Consider the following 21,514-nt stretch of genomic DNA (forward strand, 5'->3'; position numbering starts at 1 on the left):
TGCGCCCCTCCGTGCTTTCCGTGTCCCGCGTGGGGGCACCGGATCACGAATTGACGCAGACGTTGCCGAGCGCGGGGTTGAGCAGCCCGATGGCGTTGATGGTGTTGCCGCACAGGTTGATCGGCACGCTGACCGGGATCTGGATGACGTTGCCGCTGGCGACACCGGGCGAGCCGACGGCGGCGGCCTGGGCCGAGGCACCGCCGTGGCCGTAGCCGCGACCGTGGTCGGTCGCGCCGGCGGCGCCTGCGGCGCCCATCACGGTGGCGCCGGCGACAGCGGTCAGGGCCGCGGCCTTCGCGATGCGCATCATTCGTTCTCCTTGTGGACGATCGCTCTGCGGACCCTGATCAACGACCCCTGATGGCACCGGATGTGGGAATCCACCCGTTCGGGCCTTGCGTCAACCGGGCAAACGTCAACGACTCGTAGGGGGAGGTGATCCCGGTCTCGTAGAGCAGACCGACCGTGCCGTCGGCGAGTTCGACGAGGTCGGAGTAGGCCGCGGGACGTTCGCTGACGGGGGGTTCGGACGTCCACGAGGCGCCCTGGTCCCCGCTGACCCGGAGGGTCATCCTGCGGCGTTTCGCGGGGTCGGCCGGGCCCGAGTACAGCAGCGCCCCGTCCCGGGTGTGCAGGACGCTGCCCTGCACCTCGGGACCTTCCAGGGCGCCCTGCGGCCGGAAGATGCCGTCCACGCTGAGCCCGCCGTCGGAGCTGTAGGCGTCGGCGCGGGTGGGGGCGGAGAACCCGCGGTCGTCACGGCTGTTGATGTAGACCCGGCCGCCGGGGAGTTCGGCCATCGTGCTCTCGTTGAGGTTCAGCCAGTCGCCGGGGAGCGCCTGGACGAAGCCGATGTGCCAGTCCTGGCCGCCGTTGTCGCTGTAGAGCGCGTGGGCGCCGTGCATCGTCACGCCGGCGAGGACGGACGTGTGGTTGGCGGGCGCCAGCAGGCGTCCGGCGTGCGGGCCGCTCCTCAGGGCGATGGCGTGCCCCGGACCTGTCGCGTACCAGCGCCAGTTGGCGGGTTTGACCTCGGAGGTGATGTCGCGGGGCGGGGACCAGGTCAGGCCGCCCGAGTCGCTGTGCAGTTCGTAGACGAGCCGTTCCGGGCCGGTGTCGCGGCAGATCAGCAGCACGACGCGCCCGGTGCGGGGATCCACCACCGGGGCGGGGTTGCCGAAGGTCTCGGTTCCGGCGTCGGCGATCATCTGGAGCGGCTCCCAGGTGCAGCCGCCGTCGTAGGAGCGCCGGAGCACGACGTCGATGTCACCGTCGTCCGCCCCCGAGTTGCGGCGCCCCTCGGCGAAGGCGAGGACGGTGGTCCCGCCGATGCGTACGACCGCCGGGATGCGGAAGGTGTGGTACCCCTGCGTCCCGGACCGGAAGGGCACCGACGTCGTGCAGGCGGCCGGGAGTGGTGTGGCCGCCTCGCCCTCGGACGCCTGCCACCCGGCGGCCCCGGTGAGCAGCAGGGCGAGGCCGGCCAGCGTGCGTCTGCCCCTGGCGGCGGCGAGTGTCATCGGGCGATTCCTCCGGGCGGCGTGCGGTCGGCCAGCGGCGCCACATTCTCACCGGTCGGCCCGAGTCGCCGTATGACACTCCGTTCGATGCCTTTCCGGTAGTTCAATATGAGGAATTAGGCCGAAACGGCGGCGGATATGCTTGACGGTTTACCGGGTCCCGTCTTTGTCTGTGTCAGAGGTATCGACCAATGAATATGCCCGGATCCTTTCGGGGGCGCTGGTCGAAGAGCCCGCGTGGAGCGATAGTTGTGCACCTGTCGTCCATGCCCATGACAGGGGGACACCCGCCATGACCCGACCGACCCCACGTCGTACGGTGCTGGCAGCCGCCATCGCGGCGGCAGCCGCGGCGACGACCGCCCCGCGAGCCTTCGCCGCGTCCGGCGCGGACGACTGCGACCTTGCCGACGACGTGGTGGGCAGGCCGGGCGCCCACGACGGCGACGTGGCCGCCGTGGACTACCGGGCCTGGACGCGATGGGCCGACTGGCACCGCGGACGGGGCTCCGGCACCGGCGTCGTGCCCGGCCCCCGCCCCGGCGTGGCGATCCTGCGGCCCACCGGCACGATGGAGTACACCGACCCGCACACCCGGATCACCGCGACGTGGGAGACCGCCACCTGGACCTCCCCCGAGCACACCCCGCGGCACCCGGCGACCGAGATCGTCGCCTCCTGGAACGCCCGCACGCCACCCGGCACCTGGATCCAGGTCGAGCTGGGCGCCAGGTACACCGACGGCAGCCGGTCCCCCTGGTACGTGATGGGCCGCTGGGCCTCGGGCGACGCCGACATCAAGCGCACCTCCGTCGACGACCAGAGCGACGGCAGGAGCAGCGTCTGGACCGACACCCTCTCCGTCGACGACCCCGCCTCGGGCCTGCGGCTCGCCTCGTACCGCCTGCGGCTCACCCTGCTGCGCACCCCCGGCTCCCGGGTCACCCCCACCGTCTGGCGGCTCGGCGCCATGGCCTCCGACGTCCCGGACCGCTTCACGGTGCCGGCGTCCGTGCCGGGCGTGGCAAGGGGGGTCGAACTGCCCGTGCCGCGCTACTCGCAGGAGATCCACAAGGGTCAGTACCCGCAGTACGACAACGGTGGCGAGGCCTGGTGCAGCCCGACGGGCTCCCAGATGGTCATCGAGTACTGGGGCCGCGAGCCGGCCGCCGCCGACCTGGCCTGGGTCGACCCCTCCTACGTGGACCCCCAGGTCGACCACGCCGCCCGCTACACCTACGACAGCCAGTACGAGGGCTGCGGCAACTGGCCGTTCAACGCGGCCTACGCGGCCACGTACCACGACATGGTCGCCGTCATCACCCGGCTGCGCGGCCTGAACGACATCGAACTGCTGATCAGGGCCGGCATCCCGGTGATAACGTCCCAGTCCTTCCTCGCCTCCGAACTCGACGGCGCGGGGTACGGGACCTCCGGGCACCTGATGTGCGTCATCGGCTTCACCGCCGACGGCGACGTCATCGCCAACGACCCCGCGAGCCCCGACGACGCCTCGGTGCGCCGCGTCTACAAGCGGTCGCAGTTCGAGACCATCTGGCTGAGGACGAAGCGGTACACCGCCGACGGGCAGCTGCGCAGCGGCACGGGCGGCGTCTGCTACCTCTACTGGCCGCTGCGGCCCTCGGGCCGCCAGGCCCGGGCCCTGCAGCGGATCGGGGTGCTCTAGCCGGCTCCTGCGGCCGCGGTCAGCCGCCGGGGGGTATGGGTGCGAGCGGGCGCAGCGAGAAGCTGATGCTCGGGACGGGCAGCAGGCTCGGCAGGTGGGTCGGGTAGACCGGGTAGGTCGGGCGGTACGAGGGGAAGGCCGTCCGCCAGTCCTGGGCCGGCTGGTAGCCGGTCGCGCCGGGCAGGCCCGGGCCGCACTCCAGAGTGCCGTTGACGACGTGGCAGGGCGTCCCGCCGGGCGACGGCGTCGTGTCGTCACCGCCGCCGGCGACCGCCACGACGATCCCGACGAGGGCGGCGGCGCCGACCGTCACGAACCCGACGCGGGTCTGGTGCTTCCTCTGCTGCTCCGCGTCTGGGTCCACCACGGTCGTGAACCGCCATCCTTGGAACGACGGGCCCTTCGCGTCGCCCGGTTCCTCCGCGAGCCACGGATGCGCCGGATCGGGCGGTCCCGAGCGGTCGGGGTCCACGTCCAGGAGCGTGAGGTGGAGCCGCAGCCGGTCGAGTTGGGGCGGCTCGGAGAGCGCCTCCGTGACGAGCACGCGCAGCCCGTCGTCGGCCAGGCCGTCGCAGACCAGACGGGTGCTCCCGCCCCACAGGGGGACCCAGGCGGCCCGCCCCTCCCGGAGCAAGGTGTGGCCCACCAGCGCGTGCAGCGACTGCGCCAGCTCCTCGTTGGTGCCGTCGAACTCCCGGGCCAGCGCGCCCGGTCCGTCGTCGGCGAGCAGGCGCAGCACGGTGTCCAGCCCCGGAAGCCGCTCCCCGGTCGCGCGCGACGCGGCACGCAGGAGGTCCCAGGCACGCGTGCCCGCCACGCGGTTGGCGGAGAGCTCGATCCAGCGCTCCCACGGGACGGTCGTCCGGCTGTGGGCCAGTGGACCGCGCAGTTCCCCGAGCACACGTCCCACGTCCCCGGGGAGCAGCCGGAGCGCGCCGCTCCCGTCGTCCTCCCCGGGCGGGGCGTCGAGCTCCCGCAGACGGCGCAGCCTGAGACCGAGCGGCGGGTGCGAGTCGCGCCGGTGCGAGCGGACGCGGTCGTCGTCCACCGGTACACGCCGGACGCCCAGCTCGCCGAGGAGCGAACGGAACGCCAGGTAGGGGTTGTCGGGGTGCATCCCCACCAGGGCGGCCGGATCGAGCCACTCCTGCTGGAACCTCCGCCACGCCACCGCGGTGCCGTGCGTCGCGCGCAGCGCCGACGCCGTCACCTCGCGCCCGGCCAGGCGCGCGGCCGTGCGGTCCGCCTCCAGCTCCTGGCGGCGTCGTACCGCGAAGGTGAGCCACCGGAAGACCAGCGCGTACAGCCGTACGGAGCCGCGCACCACGAGGTGCGGGAGGGAGAACCACCTCGTCCCGGTGTTCCGCTGGCCGAGGGTCGTGGCCAGGGCGGCGTCGCACCGGTACGCGACGGCCCCGAAGCGCGTGTGACGGTGGGAGAAGTGGCCGAACTCGTGGGCCAGCACGGCCCTCAGCTCCGCGTGGGTGAGGCTCGCCAGCAGGGGCAGGCCCAGGTGGAGCCGGCGCTGCCCGGACAGCAGGCCGAGCGCCGCCCCGTCCTCCGACACGGACGCGTTGACGTCCCCGGTCAGCAGCAGCACGTCAGGCGGGCGCGCCCCGACCTGCCAGGCGATGCCGGTGGCCAACTCCCACAGCGCGGGGGCCTCTTCGCGCGACACCGGTACCGCGTCCGCCCGCAGCGGCGCCGCCCGGGTGATCGCGCCCAGCCCCTGGACGATGCTCAGCAGCAGCGGGACGGCGGCGGCCGCGACGATGACACCGCGCATGGCGAGGTCGGCGTGACCGTCCCGGGCCGCGAGCAGGAAGAGGCCGAGCAGACCCAGCACGCCGAGCCCGAGCCCGCCGATCAGCACGACCAGACCCGCCAGCAGCACGATCGCCAACAGCGCCCGTAACGACGCCCACACCGCGCTCATCGGTCACCCCCCTCGCGTCCCCCGTGTCCCTCGATGATGCCCGCTCGCGGACGGCGTGGACCACTTGTCCACAGGCCCCTCAGCCGACCGGTACGCGCGCGTAGCGGCCCACCACGCACAGGTCGTCGCCGATGCGCTCGGCGGCCTCGAGGAGCGGGGGCAGCAGTTCGGAGCGCGACTGCTCCACGGAGCGGCGGCTGGCGTGCATGGAGACGTTGACCGCGGCCACCACCCGGCCGCCGCGGTCGCGGACGGGGACGGCGATGGACCGCAGGCCCTCCTCCAGCTCCTCGCTGACCAGGGCGTGCCCCTCGGCGGCGACCTCGTCGAGGACGCGGGCCAGGCGCGGTGCGTCCGTGACGGTGTGCCGGGTCAGCCGTGTGAAGCCGGTGCGCGCGAGGTGTGCCGCGCGTTCCCGGGCGGGCAGCCCCGCCAGCAGGACGCGGCCCATCGCGGTGGCGTAGGCGGGGAAGCGGGTGCCGACCGTGATGTTGACGCTCATGATGCGGACGGTGGGCACGCGCGCCACGTACTGGATGTGCTCGCCGGACAGCACCGCCATCGACGCGGAGTCGTGCACCGCCCCGACCAGTTCGACCAGATGGGGCCGGGCGATCTCGGGGAGCGTCAGCCGCGACAGGTGGGCGCAGCCCAGCTCCAGCACGTGCGGGGTGAGCCGGAAGAGGCGGCCCTCCGAGGCGACGTAGCCCAGGTGCTCCAGGGTGATGAGGGAGCGCCGCGCGGTGGCGCGGGCCAGCCCGGTGGCCTCGGCGACGGCGGTGAGGGGGAGTTCGGCCCGGCCCCCGCCGAAGGCGGTGAGCACGGCGAGCCCGCGGGCCAGGGACTCCACGAACTCCGGCCCGAGCTCCTGCTTGGAGGCCCGTGTCCAGGCGGCGGGCGAGGGTGACGCGTCGGTGGGGGAGGGGGCGGGGGCGTCGGCGGGCCGTGAGAGGGCGTCCTCCATGGCCGCGACCGTCTCGCGCAGCCGGGGCAGCACGGCCTCGCGCAGCGACCCGGCGCTGTGCCTGCTGGTGTGGCTGACCACGCTCACCGCGCACACCGGCTGCCCGGCGGTGTCCCGTACGGGCACGGCGACGGCGATCAGTCCCGGTTCGATCAGCTGGTCGTCCGCCGACCAGCCGTGGGTGCGCGCGGCGGCGACCCGCTCCGGGAAGGAGGCGGCGGCGTCCCCGTGTCCGCGGGGCAGTGCGGGGAAGCCGGTGTCCTGCGGGTCCGCCGCGCGGCGGTGGCGCCACCTCTCCCATCCGGCGTCGTCCCAGTCGCCGGCGAAGAGCGCCCCGGGGGCGCCGCGCTCGGCCGGCAGCTGGTCGCCGATGCGGAAGGTCAGGGACATCGCACGGCGCCGGGTCGCCTGGTGGACGAAGCGGACCCCGTCGCCGTCCGGCACGGCGATGGACACGGACTCGTCCAGGCCGTCGGCGAGGGCGTCGGCGAGCGGTCCCAGCAGGTCGGGGAAGCGGCTGGCGGCGAGGTAGGCGTTGCCGAGTTCCATCAGCCGGGGGGCGAGGACGGCGTCCCGGCCCTCGACCCGCAGGTACCCGGTGCGGACGAGCGTGCTGACCACCCGGTCCACCGTGGACCGCGCCAGGCCGGTGGCCCGCACGAGGTCGCCGACCGAGCGCCGGCCGTCGGCCGCGGCCAGCTCGCGCAGCACCGCCAGTCCCCGGACGAGGGGGCCGACGGCCTCCTGCGGCGGGGGAGCGGTCGCGGTGGTCAGCGGTGTCATCAGCACTCCAGCGTGGCGGAACGTCGTCGAAACCGTACCGCCCCGGAACGTTGACAGAGCGGGCGCCCGAGGATCACACTCGGGCACGAGCACTTGTGAACTTAAGTTCACTGGACGAACAAGAAGGTGGGCGCAGGATGGACAAGGTGGTCGCCTCGGCCGCTGAGGCCGTAGCGGACGTCCGGGACGGCGCGTCCCTGGCGGTCGGCGGCTTCGGCCTGAGCGGCGTGCCGAACACGCTGGTCCAGGCCCTCTACGAAGCCGGGGTCAGCGGTCTCGCCGTCGTCTCCAACAACTGCGGAGCCCTCGACTCGGGCCTCGCGGTCCTGCTCGCCGCGCGCCGCATCGCCCGCGTCACCGGCAGCTACATCGGGGCCAACAAGGAGTTCGCCCGTCAGTACCTGGCCGGCGAGCTGGAGCTCGAACTGATCCCGCAGGGCACCCTGGCCGAGCGCCTGCGCGCCGGCGGCTGCGGCATCCCCGCCTTCTACACCCCGGCCGGCGTCGGCACCCAGGTCGCCGAGGGCGGCCTGCCCTGGCGCTACGACGGGGACGGAGGCGTGGCACTGGCCTCCGAGCCGAAGGAGGTGCGCGCGTTCGACGGCGTCGAGTACGTCCTGGAGCGCGGCATCACCACCGACTTCGCGCTCGTCCGCGCCGCCAAGGGCGACCGCCACGGCAACCTGGTCTTCAACAAGGCCTCCCGCAACTTCAACCCGCTCGCCGCGATGGCCGGCCGGATCACCGTCGCCGAGGTCGAGGAGCTCGTAGAGCCCGGCGCGATCGACCCCGACCAGGTGCACCTGCCCGGCATCTTCGTCCAGCGCGTGGTGGCGCTCACCCCGGAGCAGGCCGCCGACAAGAAGATCGAATTCCGTACGGTCACGGCCAGGGAGGTGCGGGCCTGATGGCCTGGACACGCGACGAGATGGCCGCCCGTGCGGCCCGGGAACTGCGCGACGGCGAGTACGTCAACCTCGGCATCGGCCTGCCGACGCTGATCCCCAACCACCTCCCCGAGGGCGTCGAGGTCGTCCTGGAGTCCGAGAACGGCATCCTCGGCACCGGCCCCTTCCCGTACGAGGAGGAGGTCGACCCCGACCTGATCAACGCGGGCAAGGAGACCGTCACCGTCCTGCCCGGCGCGGCCTTCTTCGACTCCGCGCTGTCCTTCGGGATGATCCGCGGTGGTCACATCGACACCGCCGTGCTCGGCGCCATGCAGGTCTCCGCCCGCGGCGACCTGGCGAACTGGGCCGTCCCCGGCAAGCTCGTCACCGGCATCGGCGGCGCGATGGACCTGGTGCACGGCGCCCGGCGGGTCATCGTCACCATGACCCACACCGCCAAGGACGGCAGCCCCAAGATCCTCCGGGAGTGCGCGCTGCCGCTCACCGGCCGGGCCTGCGTGGACCGGATCATCACCGACCTGGGCGTCCTCGACGTCACCGACGGGGGACTCGTCCTCGTGGAGACCGCCCCGGGCGTCACCACGCAGGAGATCCTGGACAAGACCGCGGCCCCGGTGCACGTCGCCGTCGCCGCAGAAGGGAGCGCCCGATGAGCGGGCAGCTGCGTGAGGTGTACGTCGTCGACGCCGTCCGTACCCCGGTCGGCAAGTACGGCGGCGCCCTGTCAGGAGTGCGTCCCGACGACCTCGCGGCGCACGTCGTGGCCTCGCTGGTGGCCCGTACGCCCGAGCTCGACCCGGCCCGGATCGACGACGTCTTCTTCGGTGACGCCAACGCCGCGGGCGAGGACAACCGCAACGTCGCCAGGATGGCCGCACTGCTCGCCGGGCTGCCCGTCACCGTGCCCGGCACCACGGTCAACCGGCTCTGCGGCTCCGGCATGGAGGCCGTGATCCAGGCCGCCCGCGCCGTGGCCGTCGGCGACGTCTCCGTCGCCATCGCCGGCGGTGTGGAGTCCATGAGCCGCGCCCCCTGGGTGCTGCCCAAGCCCGAACGCGCCTTCCCGGCGGGCCATCAGGAGCTGTACTCCACCACCCTCGGCTGGCGCATGGTCAACCCGAGGATGGACCCGCGGTGGACCATCCCGCTCGGCGAGAGCGCGGAGCTGATCGCCGACCGGCACGGCATCACCAGGGAGCAGCAGGACGCCTTCGCCGTCGCCAGCCACGAGAAGGCGACCCGCGCCTGGAAGGACGGCCTGTACGAGGCCGAGGTCGTCCCGGTCGACGGCGTGGACCTGCCGCGCGACGAGACGATCCGCGACACCACCTCCATGGAGGCGCTCGCCCGCCTCAAGCCCGCCTTCCGCAAGGACGGCGGCACCGTCACCGCGGGCAACTCCTCGCCCCTCAACGACGGGGCGGCCGCGCTGCTCGTCGTCGACGAGGAGGGCCTGAAGGCCACCGGCCGCGAGCCGCTCGCGCGCATCCGCGCCTCGGCCGTCACCGGCATCGAGCCCGACTACTTCGGCCTCGCCCCCGTCGAGGCCGTCCGCAAAGCGCTGGCCAAGGCCGGCAAGGGCTTCGGCGACCTCAGCACCGTCGAGCTCAACGAGGCCTTCGCCTCGCAGGTGCTCGGCTGCCTCGCCGGATGGCCCGAGCTCGACCCCTCGATCGTCAACCCGCGCGGCGGCGCCATCGCCGTCGGCCACCCGCTCGGTGCCTCCGGCGCCCGCATCGCCGGCGCCGTCGCCCACCAGCTCGCGGCCGCGGGCTCGGGCACCGGCCTCGCCGCCCTGTGCATCGGCGTCGGGCAGGGCCTCGCCCTCGTCCTGGAAAGGTAGGAGCCCTCCGCATGAGCAGCCCCCCCACCCAGGGCGAGATCTCCGCAGAGATCGCCGACGAGCGCGCGGCCTACGCCAAGCGACGTGCCGACGGCGGCGCCGCCGAGGACCACCCCGACCGGGGCTACGCGCCCTACCGGAGCAGCGTCCTGCGGCATCCCGAGCGCCCGTTGGTGGCGGCGGGGGCGGCGGCCGGCGACCCCGAGGCCGTGGAGCTCTCGGGCCCGGTCTTCGGCGTCACCGACGTCACCGCCCTCGACCACGACCTGACGCGGCAGCACCAGGCCGAGCCGCTGGGCGAGCGCATCAAGGTCACCGGGCGCGTCCTGGACCGAGCGGGCCGGCCCGTGCGCGGCCAGCTCGTCGAGATCTGGCAGGCCAACGCCTCCGGTCGCTACGCGCACCAGCGGGACGACCATCCCGCCCCGCTGGACCCCAACTTCACGGGCGTCGGCCGCACCCTGACCGGGGACGACGGCACCTACGAGTTCGTCACCATCAAGCCCGGCGCCTACCCCTGGCGCAACCACATCAATGCCTGGCGCCCGGCCCACATCCACTTCTCGCTCTTCGGCCCGGCGTTCACCCAGCGCCTGGTCACCCAGATGTACTTCCCCGGGGACCCGCTCTTCGCCTACGACCCGATCCTGCAGTCCGTCACCGACGACTCGGCCCGGCAACGGCTGGTCGCGACGTACGACCACGACCTGTCCACCCCCGAATGGTCGCTCGGCTACCGCTGGGACATCGTCCTGGACGGCCCGGCCGCCACCTGGATCGAGGAGGGCCGATGAGCGGCGAGGCACCCGCCCCCACGCCCTCGCAGACCGTGGGCCCCTTCTACGGATACGCGCTGCCGTTCCCCCAGGGCGGCGACCTCGCCCCCGCCGGGCACCCGGACACCGTCACCGTCCACGGCTGGGTCTACGACGGCGCCGGGCAGCCCGTCCCCGACGCGCTCATCGAGGTCTGGCAGCCCGCCCCCGACGGCTCCCGGCACGGCGCCCCCGGTTCGCTGCGCCGCGACCAGGTCACCGGGGCGGTCCTGGGGCGCGACGGACTGGTCTTCACCGGCTTCGGGCGCATCGCCACCGACGCGGACGGACACTACGTGATCCGCACGTTCCCGCCCGGCGGCGTCCCGTACCTCTCGCTGATCGTCTTCGCCCGCGGTCTCCTCCACCACCTGCACACCCGGGTCTACCTCGGCGACGCCGAGGGGGACCCGCTGCTCGGCTCCCTGGAGCCGCAGCGGCGCGCCACCCTGGTCGCCACTCCGGAGGGCGGGCGCGTCCACCGCTTCGACGTCCGGCTCCAGTACGACGGAGTGCATGAGGAGACGGTCTTCCTTGCCTTCGACTGACCCCGCCGCGGACGTCGGCCTGCTCTCCCCGGTCCGGGCCGGGTCGGCCGCCGAGGAGGCGACCGGGGACGCAGCCTTCGTCCGGGGCATGCTCGACGCGGAGGCCGCACTGACCCGGGCGCAGGCCGCGCTGGGGCTCGCGCCGGCGTCCGCGGCGGCCGCGGTGACCGCGGCCGCTGCGGAGCCAGGCCGGTTCGACCCGCGCGACCTCGCGCTACGCGCCCGGGCCGGCGGCAATCCGGTGATCCCGCTGGTCGCCGACCTGACCGAGGCGGTGGGGGAGCGGGACGCGAACGCCGCCCCCTATGTGCACCGCGGCGCCACCAGCCAGGACATCCTGGACACCGCGGCGATGCTCGTCGCGTCCCGCGCGCTGCGCCCCGTCCTGGACGACCTCGCCGCCGCGGCCGGCGCGTTCGGACGGCTCGCCACGGAACACCGCGACACCCCGATGGCGGGACGCACGCTGACGCAGCACGCCGTCCCCACCACCTTCGGACTCAAGGCGGCCGGCTGGCGCTCCCTCGTCCTGGACGCGTACGACCGGCTGACCGCCGTCCGCGGCGACCTGCCCGCGCAACTCGGCGGTGCCGCCGGCACGCTCGCCGCCTTCGGCGCCTTCGCCGAGGCGGACGGCACCGCCCCCGGCGCGAGCGCCGCCGCCGCTCCGCGGCTCCTCGCCGCCTACGCCGCCGAGACCGGGCTGGCGGAGCCCGTTCTCCCCTGGCACACCCTGCGGACGCCCATCGCCGACCTCGCCGGGGCACTCGCCTTCGCGGCGGGCGCGCTGGGCAAGGTCGCCGCCGACGTACTGGTGCTGTCGCGCACCGAGATCGGCGAGGTCACCGAGGGCGCCGGCGGCGGTTCCTCGGCCATGCCCCACAAGGCCAACCCCGTCCGCGCCACGCTCATCGCCGCCACGGCCCGCCAGGTGCCGGCGCTCGCCGCCGTGCTGTGCGGCTCCCTGGCCGCGGAGGACGAACGCCCGGCCGGCGCCTGGCACGCCGAATGGCAGCCCCTGCGCGAGGCGTTGCGCCTCGTCGGCGGCGCCGCCCGGGACGCCGCCGGACTCGCCGCGGGCCTGCGCGTCCACCCGCACCGCATGCGCGAGACCCTCGGCACCACGGGCGGTCTGGTGGTCACCGAACGTCTCGCAGCGGCCCTGACCGCTCTCATGGGCCGCGGCGAGGCCAAGTCCGCGCTCGCACGGGCCTCCAGACGCGTCGCCGAGGAGGGGATCGCCCTCGACGACGCCCTGGCGCAGGACCCGGCCCTCGGCGGCCTCCTCCCCGAGGGACGCCTCCGGGAGCTCACCGACCCCACCCGCTACACGGGGGCGGCCGGCGCGCTCGTCGACCGCGCCTTGCGCCGCCCCGGCCCCGCGGGGACGTGCTCGTGACCGCCCCCGCCCCCTTCCGCGACCCGGGCCGATCGGGGTACGCCATGTCCGGGGGACTTCGGACCCGGGCGGGCGCCCGCCCGGCCGCCGGGCCGTGCAAGGGCGCCGTGACACCGCCGTACGCACCCGTCAGCACCATCCGCGAGGAGCCCGCATGAGCACGCCGTACGAGGCCGTGGAGCCCCGACTGCCGCACCACCGGGTGGACGGCGCGCCGGGCCTGCCGCCGCTGATCCTCGGGCCGAGCCTGGGCACCTCGCTCGCCGTGTGGGACCCGCAGGTCCCCGCCCTCGCCCGCGGCCACCGCGTCATCCGCTGGGACCTGCCCGGCCACGGTGGCAGCCCCGCCGCGCTGCTCCCGGAGGACGGCACGGTCGAGGACCTGGCCCGCTCGGTGCTGGCCCTCGCCGACGCGCTCGGCGCCGACCGCTTCGCCTACGCCGGCGTCTCCCTCGGCGGGGCCGTGGGGACCTGGCTCGCGATCCACCACCCCGAACGGGTCGCCGCGCTCGCGATCGTGTGCTCCTCCGCCGACTTCGGCGACCCGGAGGGCTGGCGGGAACGCGCCGCCCTGGTCAGGGCGAAGGGCACGGGACCCGTCGCCGACACCGCGGCCACCCGCTGGTTCACCCCGGAGTTCGCCGGCGACCCCGCCGTCGGCGCCCTCCTGGACGACCTGCGCGCCGCCGACCCGGAGGCGTACGCGACCCTCTGCGACGCCCTCGCCGCCTACGACGTACGCGCCGACCTGCCCCGGATCACCGCGCCCACCCTCGTCGTCGCGGGCCGCGGCGACCCGGCGACCCCGGTCGCGGACGCCCGTGTCCTGGCCGACGGCATCCCCGGCGCGAGCCTCACCGAGGTGGCGCACGCCGCCCACCTGGCCGGCGTCGAGCGTCCGGCCCCCGTCCTCGCGGCGCTCCTGCAGCACTTCGCCACCGAGCCGGCCGCCGACGACGGCGCCCGCCACACCGAGGGCATGGCCGTCCGCCGTGCCGTGCTCGGCGACGCGCACGTCGACCGGGCGGTCGCCCGCACCACCGCCTTCACCGCCCCCTTCCAGGACTTCATCACCCGCTACGCATGGGGCGAGATCTGGACCCGGCCGGGCCTGAGCCGCAGGACCCGCAGCTGCATCACCCTCACCGCGCTGGTGGCCCACGGCCACCTCGACGAGCTGGCGCTGCACGTGCGCGCCGCGCGGCACAACGGCCTGACCTGGGAGGAGATCCAGGAGGTCCTGCTCCAGTCCGCCGTCTACTGCGGCGTTCCCGCGGCCAACGCCGCGTTCGCCGTGGCGAACCGCATCCTCGAGGAAGAGGAGTAGGAGAACACATGCAGCACCACACCACCGTCGCCATCGTCGGCGCCGGTCCCGCGGGCCTCCTGCTGGCCCGTCTGCTCCATCGCTCCGGCATCGACTGCGTTGTCCTGGAGAGCCGCGACCGCGAGTACGTCGAGCAGCGCCAGCGCGCCGGGATCCTGGAACAGGGCACGGTCGACGTGCTCCGCTCGTCCGGCGCGGGCGCGCGCCTGGACCGCGAGGGCCTGGTCCACGACGGCATCGAGCTGCGCTGGGACCGCCGCTCCCACCGCCTGGACTTCCCGGCCCTCACCGGCGGCCGGCGCGTGTGGGTCTACGCCCAGACCGAGGTGGTCAAGGACCTGATCGCCCTCCAGCTCCAGGACGGGGCGCCGCTGCTGTTCGGCGCCCATGTGCACGCGGTCGAGGGGGCCGACACGGACCGCCCGGTGGTCCGCTACCGCCACGAGGGCCGGGAGAAGACCCTCACCTGCGACTACGTCGTCGGCTGCGACGGCTTCCACGGCGTGACGCGCGCGGCGGTCCCGGAGCACGCCCGGCGGACGTACGAGCGGGTGTACCCCTTCTCGTGGCTGGGGATCCTCGCCGACGTCGCGCCGTCCTGCGAGGAGTTGATCTACGCACACTCGCCCCGCGGTTTCGCGCTGCACAGCATGCGCTCCCCCCAGGTCAGCCGGCTCTACCTGCAGGTGCCGGGCGGCACCGACCCCGCCGACTGGCCCGACGAGCGGATCTGGGACGAACTGGACGCCCGCTTCGCCGTCGACGGGGACTGGAAGCTGGAGCGCGGCCCCATCACCTCCAAGGCCGTGCTGCCGATGCGCAGCTTCGTGACCGAGCCGATGCGCTGGGGCCGCGTGCTGCTCGCCGGCGACGCCGCGCACATCGTGCCGCCGACCGGCGCCAAGGGCCTCAACCTGGCCGCCGCCGACGTCATCGTCCTGGCCCGTGCCCTCGCCGCCCAGGCGGAGACCGGTTCCACCGCCCTGCTCGACGCCTACTCCGACACGTGCCTGCGGCGGGTGTGGCGTGCCGAGCACTTCTCCTGGTTCATGACCACGACCCTGCACACCGACCCGGCGCAGAGCGACTTCGACACCCGGCTGCAGATCTCCCAGCTCGACAGGATCGCCGCCTCCCCGCACGCGGCGGCCGAACTCGCCGAGAACTACGCGGGCCTGGAGATCGGCTAGCCCGGGACCGGACCTCTTACGCCTTGCTTACGTGCGGCCCCGGCCGTCCGCAACCACCTCGCGCGGGCTTACGGTGAGGGGTATGGAAGGCAAGGGCACGCCGGTCGGCCGGCGCGTGGTACTCGGGATGCTCGGGCTGGGCGCGCTGGGGGTGGCGTTCGGCAGCCGCGCGCAGGACGGCCTGGACTCGGCGCTCTCCCAGGTGGCGGGGAAGGACCCCACCGGGCTCAGCGGACTGCTCCCCGGGGGCGGCGGCTTCCGCATCTACAACGTGGCGGACTCCGTTCCCCACCGGGACGCGACCGACTACCGCCTCACCGTCTCCGGCCTGGTCGACCGGAAGGCCACCCACACCCTGGCCGACCTGCGGGCGATGCCGCAGACCAGGATGGTGCGCGACGTGCAGTGCGTGACCGGGTGGCGCGTGCCGGGCACGCCCTTCGAGGGGGTTCGGCTGTCCCACCTCCTCGACCTCGCGGGCGTGCAGGACGGTGCCGGCGCCGTGCGCTTCACCTGCTTCGACGGGGTCTACAGCGAGAGCCTCACCCTCGAACAGGCCCGCAGGGACGACGTCCTGGTCGCCCTGCGGATGCAGGACAAGCCGGTGACCACGGCCCACGGCGGCCCCGTGCGGCTCTACGTGGCGTCGATGTACTTCTACAAGTCCGCCAAGTGGCTCTCGGGCATCGAGGTCACCCAGGACGTGCGGCCCGGCTACTGGGAGCACTACGGCTACGACGTCGACGCCTGGGTCGGCCGCTCGAACGGACGCCACGATGACCCCACGTCCTGAGACCGTGCGCCGCTTCACCCGCGGCGAGCGCTGGGTGCACCGCAGCACGGCCGCCCTGATGCTGGTCTGCCTCTTCACGGCGGCGGCCCTCTACCTGCCCCCGCTCGCCGAACTCGTCGGCCGCAGGCGGCTGGTGGTCACCGTGCACGAATGGTCCGGCATCGCCCTGCCGCTGCCCGCCCTCGCGGGCCTCGCCTCCCGCGCCTTCCGGCGCGACCTGCGGCTGCTCAACCGGTTCGCCCCCTACGACCGGGACTGGCTGCGGGACGCGCTGCGTCGCGTCCCCCACCACCGGCGTGTGGCGGGGAAGTTCAACGCCGGGCAGAAGCTGTACGCGTCCTTCGCCTCGGGCGCGGTGCTCGTCATGCTCGGCACCGGGCTGCTGATGATGTTCCCGCACCTGAGCGGCTTGGTGTGGCGTACCGGCGCGACCTTCGTCCACGACTGGCTGGCCCTGGCGGTGGCCGTGGTGGTCGCGGGACACCTGTGGATGGCGGCCAACGACCCGCAGGCACGGCTGGGGATGCGCACCGGGTTCGTCACGCCGGAATGGGCGCGCCGCCACCATCCGCGGTGGGAGCGCACGGAGTCCGGGGACCCCGGGGAGCACGGAGGGTCCGGGGAGCACGGGGACCGGCCGCACACCCCCGTCGCCTGACGCCCCGTAGGGGCTGACGTGCGGCCCGCGGGCCCAGCGGGTCAGTGAACCAGACAACGGTGTCGGCCTCTTGACGTGCCGTCGACGTTCCCCGTCGGCGGCACGTCGTCATGTTCATGCAAGTTTTGCCGTCCGGCATCTACTCGCATAGACCCCTGGGGCCCCATTCTGGCTTCGCACACCAGTACCACCTGTTCGGTTCCGCATCCGGTTGCACCGCCATGCCCGCGCGTCACACCGCGCCCGTCAGTGACTGGAGTCCCCATGCGCCGAATCACGACCGGTTTCGCCGCCACCGCGGTCGCCGCCGTCGCCACCGTCGTCTTCACCGTCCCCGCCTAGGCCGCCCCCGCCGACAAGGCCCAGGTGCTCGCCGGTTGGACCCAGACCAGCGCCTCGAGCTACAACGCCTGGTGGTCCGCCCGCGGAAACCAGGGCGCCTGGGCCGCCTACGGCTTCGACTGGTCCACCGACTACTGCAGCAGCTCCCCGGACAACCCCTTCGGCTTCCCGTTCCAGAACTCCTGCGCCCGGCACGACTTCGGCTACCGCAACTACAAGGCGATGGGCTCCTTCTCCGCCAACAAGAGCCGCCTCGACAGCGCCTTCTACGAGGACCTCAAGCGCATCTGCGCCGGCTACAGCGGCGCCACCGCGACGGCCTGCAACAGCACCGCCTGGACCTACTACCAGGCGGTCAAGGCCTTCGGCTGAGCCCGTACGCCGAGCGGCCCGGCACCGGTCTTTCCGGTGCCGGGCCGCTTCGCGGAGCCGGGTCAGGCGACCGTACCGGACTTGGCGATCTCGACGCGGGCGCTGGTCGCGCCGGTGCGCGAGCCGAGCGACTCGATCTTCTTGACGACGTCCATGCCGTCGACGACCTCGCCGAAGACCACGTGCTTGCCGTCGAGCCAGTCGGTGACGATCGTGGTGATGAAGAACTGCGAGCCGTTGGTGTTCGGGCCCGCGTTGGCCATGGAGAGCTGGCCGGGCTTGGTGTGCTTGAGCTGGAAGTTCTCGTCGGCGAACTTCTCGCCGTAGATGCTCTTGCCACCGGTGCCGTTGCCGGCGGTGAAGTCGCCTCCCTGGAGCATGAAGTCGGGGATCACGCGGTGGAAGTGCGAACCCTCGAAACCGAAGCCGTGCTCGCCGGTGGCGAGCTCACGGAAGTTCCGCGCGGTCTTGGGGACCACGTCGTCGAACAGAGTGAACACGATCCGTCCGGCGGGCTCGCCGTCGATCGTGATGTCGAAGAACACGTCGTTGCTGTTCATGCCCCCATTTTCGCATCCGTGACGCCCGGCCTCCGACGCGCCCCGCGGAAACGCGCTTGACGGGTGACCCGGCCGGACACCAGCATCCGGGGCATGCCCGAACCCGTGACCCTGGAAGGCAAGCACGTCCGCCTGGAGCCGCTGAGCGCCGCCCACGTGGACGGGCTGCTGCGCGCCGCCGCCGAATCCCGCGACACGTACGCCTACACAAAGGTGCCGGCCGACCGCGAGGCGATGGCGCGCTACGTCGAGGAGGCTCTCCAGGACCAGGCGACCGGGGCCGCGCTCCCCTTCGCCGTACGGGACGTCCAGCGTGACGCCCTGATCGGCTCCACCCGGTTCCTCGACCTCGACCACTGGACGGCCACCCCCGCCTGGCCCGCCGGCCGCTCGGTGCCGCGCAGCGGCGCGGTGCCCACCGTCGCCGAGATCGGCAGCACCTGGCTCGCCGCCTCCGCCCAGCGCACCCCCTGCAACACCGAGGCGAAGCTGCTGCTGCTCACCCACGCGTTCGACGTGTGGGACGTGTTGCGCGTCACTTTGAAGACGGACGCGCGCAACGCGCGCTCCCGCGCGGCGATCGAGCGCATCGGCGGCCGCTTCGAGGGCATCCGCCGCGCCCACACCCTCGCCGTGGACGGCACCGTCCGCGACAGCGCGTACTACTCCATCCTCGCCGGCGAGTGGCCCGGCGTCCGCGGCGCGCTGGAGACCCGTCTCGCCTGAGCCCGGCACCGACGCGACCGGGCCGGCCCCCGCGGGGGCCGGCCCGGTCCTGTGCGCGCGGCGGTCGTTACGGGATGCGGACGCCCGCCTCGGCCGAGAGGCGGTCGATCTCGGCGAGCTCTTCCGCGGTGAGCGGGCCCGCGTCGAGGGCGGCGAGGTTCTGGTCGAGCTGGGCGACGCTGCTCGCGCCGATGAGGACGGACACGACCCGCGGGTCGCGCAGCACCCAGCTCAGCGCCAGCTGCGCCAGGGTCTGGCCGCGCTCGCCGGCGAGCTTGTCGAGGGCGTGCAGGAAGGTGAGCTTCCGCTCGGTCAGGGCGTCGCGCTTGAGGAAGTGGCCCAGCGCCATCCGCGAGTCGGCCGGCACGCCCTGGAGGTAGCGGTCGGTGAGCTGGCCCTGGGCGAGCGGCGAGTACGCGATGAGCGCGGTGCCGGTGTCGCCGACGGCGTCGAGGACGCCGGCCTCCGGGTCACGCTGGAGGATGCTGTAGGCGGCCTGGTGGATCAGCAGCGGGGTGCCCAGCTCGCGCAGGATCTCCGTCGCCCGGCGGTGCGCCTCGGCGGGGTAGTTGGAGATGCCGGCGTACAGGGCCTTGCCCTGGCGGACCGCGGAGTCCAGGGCGCCCATGGTCTCCTCCAGGGGCGTGTCCGGGTCGAAGCGGTGCGAGTAGAAGACGTCCACGTGGTCCAGGCCCATGCGGCCCAGCGACTGGTCCAGCGACGAGAGCAGGTACTTGCGGCTGCCCCACTCGCCGTACGGTCCCGGCCACATGTCGTACCCGGCCTTGGTGGCGATGAAGAGCTCGTCGCGGTACGGGCGGAAGTCCTGGGCGAAGAGGGTGCCGAAGTTGGCCTCGGCCGAGCCGGCGGGCGGGCCGTAGTTGTTGGCCAGGTCGATGTGGACCACGCCGCGGTCGACGGCGCGGCGCAGCACCGCGCGCTGGTTCTCCAGCGGCGAGGTGTCGCCGAAGTTGTGCCACAGGCCCAGGGACACGACGGGCAGCAGGACCCCGCTGCGCCCGGTCCTGCGGTATTCCATCGAGGCGTAGCGGTCGTCGGCGGCGAGGTAGGGCACGCGAGGGCTCCCGGGCGATGTAAGAAAATGTGCGGGATTGGGAGGCTACCGTCGCCCAATCGGCGCTGTCACGTCCGTTCTCCGGACGGCGGCCGTCGTGCACCTCCCCTTCTCGCCCCGCCGGAGGGGTGGTTGTGGCGCACGCCACACCGCGGAACGCACCGGAGCGGCCCGTCCGGGAATCGCGGACCCTCCTCGGCGGTTGGATCCGGGGGGCGTTCCTCCGGGGGGACCTCAGGACGACGCGGTCCGGGGCGGGTTGGACCGGAACACGTCCTGTCTTATCCGGCATTAAGCCGCCTAACCGGACATATGCGTCCACAGTGCATGCGTAGGGAATCGATGCGTGATGGGTGTCACGTGCCGAACACGCAGCGGAGGCCGCGGGCGACGCAACGTCGAATTTTCCCGTCGAATTTCACCGGGCGATATCGCGCAATTACCGTGGGCCAGTTTTCCGCCTACGCAGAGCGGACACTTCTCACGTAAAGTCACAGAACCGGATGATCGACTTGCGGTCCGCCGGGGGGCGTGATTCCGGTCCTTGCTCCGGGACGATTCCGTCGTTTAGCTTCCAGATCTCGCAGGACAAATTCCTGCGAGATTCTTCCGGGTAGAACGCCTAGTCCTGCCGCTGCCCGGACGCCGGATGACAAGACCGCACGGCAGGAGCGGGGGACCCAGGTAGTTTGCCGTTCCCGTTGGTCTCGGGACGGCTAGGGGTGAAGTCGCAGCGACATGCCTTTATTTGGCATGCCCCATTGCGGCCGGGCATCTCCAGCCCGAACCCGACAGCTTACCTCGCAGGCGTCGGAGAGGAATTCGGCATGCCCGGTAAGGGAAAGCACCGTCGTCCGCGGAACACCCGCATCACCCGCATCAGCGCGCTGGCCGGCACCACCGGCGCCGCCGTGGCGCTCCCGATCGTCGGCGCCACCGGTGCCCACGCCGCTCCCGTGAGCGTCTGGGACAAGGTCGCGGCCTGCGAGAGCACCAACAACTGGTCCATCAACACCGGTAACGGCTTCTACGGCGGGCTGCAGTTCACCCAGAGCACCTGGGCCGGCTTCGGCGGCACGAAGTACGCCCCGCGCGCCGACCTCGCGACCAAGGCGGAGCAGATCGCCGTCGCGGAGAAGGTCCTCGCGACCCAGGGTCCGCAGGCCTGGCCCGTGTGCGGTCCCAAGGCCGGTCTGACGAAGGCCATGGCCAACCCGTCGGCCACCCCGGGGAGCGTCTCCGGCACCGCCGCGAAGCCGGCCGCCAAGCCCGCCGCCCCCGCCAAGAAGGCCGCCACCGCCAAGCCGAAGAGCACCGGCGGCGCCTACAAGGTCGCCGGCGGCGACACCCTCTCCAAGATCGCCGACGCCCAGTCGGTCGAGGGCGGCTGGCAGAAGCTGTACGCGAACAACGAGTCGGTCATCGGCGGCGACCCGAACCTGATCTACCCGGGCCAGGTCCTGTCCCTGGGCGAGAAGGCCGCCGCCAAGAGCGCGCCCAAGGCCGCGAAGGCCGCTCCGGCCGCCAAGCCGGCCGCCGCCAAGGCCGCCAGCACCTCCGGCTACACCGCCCCGCTCGACCACGTCACCCTGGGCACCGCCTACCACCAGGCCGGTGCCATGTGGTCCAAGGGCTACCACACCGGTGTCGACTTCATCGCCTCGACCGGCACCAAGGTGAAGTCGATCGCCGGCGGCACCGTGGTCTCCGCGGGCTGGGGCGGCTCGTACGGCAACCAGGTCGTCGTCAAGCACGCCGACGGCCGGTACTCGCAGTACGCCCACCTGTCCTCGCTGTCGGTCTCGGCCGGCCAGTCGGTCTCCGCCGGTCAGCAGCTGGGCCTGTCGGGCGCCACCGGCAACGTGACCGGTCCGCACCTGCACTTCGAGGTGCGCACCACCCCCGACTTCGGCTCCGACATGGACCCGCTGGCGTACCTGCGCGCCCACGGCGTCAACGTCTGATCGAACTGATCCACCGTCATCCGGCGGTAGGCTGTGCCCTGTTCCCCGTTTGTAGGGAACAGGGCACATGCCTTTGGTCTGTGACCGAAAACGGATCG

Annotated in this window: 19 protein-coding genes, 1 pseudogene and 1 riboswitch; of the genes and pseudogenes, 14 read left to right on the top strand and 6 right to left on the bottom strand. The window is 73.3% G+C overall.

Annotated elements, in window-relative coordinates; translation table 11 throughout:
• Positions 1-43: 43 nt before the first annotated feature.
• Positions 44-313, bottom strand: coding sequence for a chaplin (locus AC1VWI_RS37690; protein WP_499515518.1), 270 nt, complete (start codon positions 311-313; stop codon positions 44-46).
• Between the two features lie 37 nt (positions 314-350).
• The gene (locus tag AC1VWI_RS37695) at positions 351-1,523 is read right to left on the bottom strand and encodes a sialidase family protein (protein WP_499515519.1); all 1,173 of its coding nucleotides are present in this window, start codon (positions 1,521-1,523) and stop codon (positions 351-353) included.
• Between the two features lie 292 nt (positions 1,524-1,815).
• Between AC1VWI_RS37695 and AC1VWI_RS37700 the strand changes: the two genes are divergently transcribed.
• Positions 1,816-3,210, top strand: coding sequence for a C39 family peptidase (locus tag AC1VWI_RS37700; RefSeq protein WP_499515520.1), 1,395 nt, complete (start codon positions 1,816-1,818; stop codon positions 3,208-3,210).
• Positions 3,211-3,229: 19 nt separating this feature from the next.
• Here the strand turns inward: AC1VWI_RS37700 and AC1VWI_RS37705 are convergent, their stop codons facing one another.
• Positions 3,230-5,146 (bottom strand): M48 family metallopeptidase, encoded by a 1,917-nt coding sequence (locus AC1VWI_RS37705; protein ID WP_499515521.1) that lies wholly within the window; start codon positions 5,144-5,146, stop codon positions 3,230-3,232.
• Between the two features lie 79 nt (positions 5,147-5,225).
• Positions 5,226-6,893, bottom strand: a complete 1,668-nt coding sequence (locus AC1VWI_RS37710; RefSeq protein WP_499515522.1) for an IclR family transcriptional regulator domain-containing protein — start codon at positions 6,891-6,893, stop codon at positions 5,226-5,228.
• A 137-nt stretch (positions 6,894-7,030) separates the two neighbouring features.
• On the opposite strand from AC1VWI_RS37710, the gene AC1VWI_RS37715 reads away from it, so the two are divergent.
• The 11 genes and pseudogenes from AC1VWI_RS37715 to AC1VWI_RS37765 all read left to right on the top strand — a co-directional run bounded on the left by AC1VWI_RS37715 (position 7,031) and on the right by AC1VWI_RS37765 (position 17,091).
• Positions 7,031-7,801 (top strand): CoA transferase subunit A, encoded by a 771-nt coding sequence (locus AC1VWI_RS37715; RefSeq protein WP_499515523.1) that lies wholly within the window; start codon positions 7,031-7,033, stop codon positions 7,799-7,801.
• On the top strand, positions 7,801-8,457 hold the full coding sequence (locus AC1VWI_RS37720) for a CoA transferase subunit B (protein WP_499515524.1): 657 nt from the start codon (positions 7,801-7,803) through the stop codon (positions 8,455-8,457). The genes AC1VWI_RS37715 and AC1VWI_RS37720 overlap by 1 nt, the downstream gene beginning before the upstream one ends.
• On the top strand, positions 8,454-9,647 hold the full coding sequence (locus AC1VWI_RS37725) for a thiolase family protein (RefSeq protein WP_499515525.1): 1,194 nt from the start codon (positions 8,454-8,456) through the stop codon (positions 9,645-9,647). The genes AC1VWI_RS37720 and AC1VWI_RS37725 overlap by 4 nt, the downstream gene beginning before the upstream one ends.
• 11 nt (positions 9,648-9,658) lie before the next feature.
• Positions 9,659-10,441, top strand: a complete 783-nt coding sequence (pcaH, locus tag AC1VWI_RS37730) for a protocatechuate 3,4-dioxygenase subunit beta (protein WP_499515526.1) — start codon at positions 9,659-9,661, stop codon at positions 10,439-10,441.
• Positions 10,438-11,010 carry a protocatechuate 3,4-dioxygenase subunit alpha gene (pcaG, locus tag AC1VWI_RS37735; RefSeq protein WP_499515527.1) on the top strand — a complete coding sequence of 191 codons (573 nt, stop codon included), beginning with the start codon at positions 10,438-10,440 and terminating at the stop codon, positions 11,008-11,010. The genes pcaH and pcaG overlap by 4 nt, the downstream gene beginning before the upstream one ends.
• Positions 10,979-12,409, top strand: coding sequence for a 3-carboxy-cis,cis-muconate cycloisomerase (gene pcaB / locus AC1VWI_RS37740; RefSeq protein WP_499515528.1), 1,431 nt, complete (start codon positions 10,979-10,981; stop codon positions 12,407-12,409). Before pcaG ends, pcaB begins: the two co-directional genes overlap by 32 nt.
• Before the next feature lie 154 nt (positions 12,410-12,563).
• Positions 12,564-13,736 carry a bifunctional 3-oxoadipate enol-lactonase/4-carboxymuconolactone decarboxylase PcaDC gene (pcaDC, locus tag AC1VWI_RS37745; RefSeq protein WP_499515529.1) on the top strand — a complete coding sequence of 391 codons (1,173 nt, stop codon included), beginning with the start codon at positions 12,564-12,566 and terminating at the stop codon, positions 13,734-13,736.
• A gap of 8 nt (positions 13,737-13,744) precedes the next feature.
• Entirely contained in the window at positions 13,745-14,926 is a 1,182-nt protein-coding gene (locus AC1VWI_RS37750) for a 4-hydroxybenzoate 3-monooxygenase (RefSeq protein ID WP_499515530.1), read from the top strand.
• An 82-nt stretch (positions 14,927-15,008) separates the two neighbouring features.
• Positions 15,009-15,719 carry a molybdopterin-dependent oxidoreductase gene (locus tag AC1VWI_RS37755; protein WP_499515531.1) on the top strand — a complete coding sequence of 237 codons (711 nt, stop codon included), beginning with the start codon at positions 15,009-15,011 and terminating at the stop codon, positions 15,717-15,719.
• Positions 15,703-16,377 carry a cytochrome b/b6 domain-containing protein gene (locus tag AC1VWI_RS37760; RefSeq protein WP_499515532.1) on the top strand — a complete coding sequence of 225 codons (675 nt, stop codon included), beginning with the start codon at positions 15,703-15,705 and terminating at the stop codon, positions 16,375-16,377. Before AC1VWI_RS37755 ends, AC1VWI_RS37760 begins: the two co-directional genes overlap by 17 nt.
• 264 nt (positions 16,378-16,641) lie before the next feature.
• Positions 16,642-17,091 (top strand): annotated as a pseudogene (locus tag AC1VWI_RS37765) (phospholipase).
• 62 nt (positions 17,092-17,153) lie between these two features.
• Here AC1VWI_RS37765 and AC1VWI_RS37770 read toward each other — a convergent pair.
• Positions 17,154-17,651, bottom strand: coding sequence for a peptidylprolyl isomerase (locus AC1VWI_RS37770; RefSeq protein ID WP_499515533.1), 498 nt, complete (start codon positions 17,649-17,651; stop codon positions 17,154-17,156).
• A gap of 93 nt (positions 17,652-17,744) precedes the next feature.
• Between AC1VWI_RS37770 and AC1VWI_RS37775 the strand changes: the two genes are divergently transcribed.
• Positions 17,745-18,377 carry a GNAT family N-acetyltransferase gene (locus AC1VWI_RS37775; RefSeq protein WP_499515534.1) on the top strand — a complete coding sequence of 211 codons (633 nt, stop codon included), beginning with the start codon at positions 17,745-17,747 and terminating at the stop codon, positions 18,375-18,377.
• A gap of 67 nt (positions 18,378-18,444) precedes the next feature.
• On the opposite strand, the gene AC1VWI_RS37780 is transcribed toward AC1VWI_RS37775, so the two are convergent.
• A complete protein-coding gene (locus tag AC1VWI_RS37780; protein WP_499515535.1) occupies positions 18,445-19,452 on the bottom strand; it encodes an aldo/keto reductase in 1,008 nt (335 codons plus the stop codon).
• Between the two features lie 633 nt (positions 19,453-20,085).
• Positions 20,086-20,277, top strand: a riboswitch (cyclic di-AMP (ydaO/yuaA leader).
• A gap of 2 nt (positions 20,278-20,279) precedes the next feature.
• Here AC1VWI_RS37780 and AC1VWI_RS37785 point away from each other — a divergent pair.
• Positions 20,280-21,416, top strand: coding sequence for a transglycosylase family protein (locus AC1VWI_RS37785; RefSeq protein WP_499515536.1), 1,137 nt, complete (start codon positions 20,280-20,282; stop codon positions 21,414-21,416).
• Positions 21,417-21,514 lie beyond the last annotated feature (98 nt).

The organism is Streptomyces sp. TOM-9 (assembly GCF_056858595.1).

Bases quoted from the DNA above. Each gene is read 5' to 3' on its own strand.
- AC1VWI_RS37690 (WP_499515518.1), bottom strand. From the start codon at position 313: ATGATGCGCATCGCGAAGGCCGCGGCCCTGACCGCTGTCGCCGGCGCC.
- AC1VWI_RS37695 (WP_499515519.1), bottom strand. From the start codon at position 1,523: ATGACACTCGCCGCCGCCAGGGGCAGACGCACGCTGGCCGGCCTCGCC.
- AC1VWI_RS37700 (WP_499515520.1), top strand. From the start codon at position 1,816: ATGACCCGACCGACCCCACGTCGTACGGTGCTGGCAGCCGCCATCGCG.
- AC1VWI_RS37705 (WP_499515521.1), bottom strand. From the start codon at position 5,146: ATGAGCGCGGTGTGGGCGTCGTTACGGGCGCTGTTGGCGATCGTGCTG.
- AC1VWI_RS37710 (WP_499515522.1), bottom strand. From the start codon at position 6,893: ATGACACCGCTGACCACCGCGACCGCTCCCCCGCCGCAGGAGGCCGTC.
- AC1VWI_RS37715 (WP_499515523.1), top strand. From the start codon at position 7,031: ATGGACAAGGTGGTCGCCTCGGCCGCTGAGGCCGTAGCGGACGTCCGG.
- AC1VWI_RS37720 (WP_499515524.1), top strand. From the start codon at position 7,801: ATGGCCTGGACACGCGACGAGATGGCCGCCCGTGCGGCCCGGGAACTG.
- AC1VWI_RS37725 (WP_499515525.1), top strand. From the start codon at position 8,454: ATGAGCGGGCAGCTGCGTGAGGTGTACGTCGTCGACGCCGTCCGTACC.
- pcaH (WP_499515526.1), top strand. From the start codon at position 9,659: ATGAGCAGCCCCCCCACCCAGGGCGAGATCTCCGCAGAGATCGCCGAC.
- pcaG (WP_499515527.1), top strand. From the start codon at position 10,438: ATGAGCGGCGAGGCACCCGCCCCCACGCCCTCGCAGACCGTGGGCCCC.
- pcaB (WP_499515528.1), top strand. From the start codon at position 10,979: ATGAGGAGACGGTCTTCCTTGCCTTCGACTGACCCCGCCGCGGACGTC.
- pcaDC (WP_499515529.1), top strand. From the start codon at position 12,564: ATGAGCACGCCGTACGAGGCCGTGGAGCCCCGACTGCCGCACCACCGG.
- AC1VWI_RS37750 (WP_499515530.1), top strand. From the start codon at position 13,745: ATGCAGCACCACACCACCGTCGCCATCGTCGGCGCCGGTCCCGCGGGC.
- AC1VWI_RS37755 (WP_499515531.1), top strand. From the start codon at position 15,009: ATGGAAGGCAAGGGCACGCCGGTCGGCCGGCGCGTGGTACTCGGGATG.
- AC1VWI_RS37760 (WP_499515532.1), top strand. From the start codon at position 15,703: ATGACCCCACGTCCTGAGACCGTGCGCCGCTTCACCCGCGGCGAGCGC.
- AC1VWI_RS37770 (WP_499515533.1), bottom strand. From the start codon at position 17,651: ATGAACAGCAACGACGTGTTCTTCGACATCACGATCGACGGCGAGCCC.
- AC1VWI_RS37775 (WP_499515534.1), top strand. From the start codon at position 17,745: ATGCCCGAACCCGTGACCCTGGAAGGCAAGCACGTCCGCCTGGAGCCG.
- AC1VWI_RS37785 (WP_499515536.1), top strand. From the start codon at position 20,280: ATGCCCGGTAAGGGAAAGCACCGTCGTCCGCGGAACACCCGCATCACC.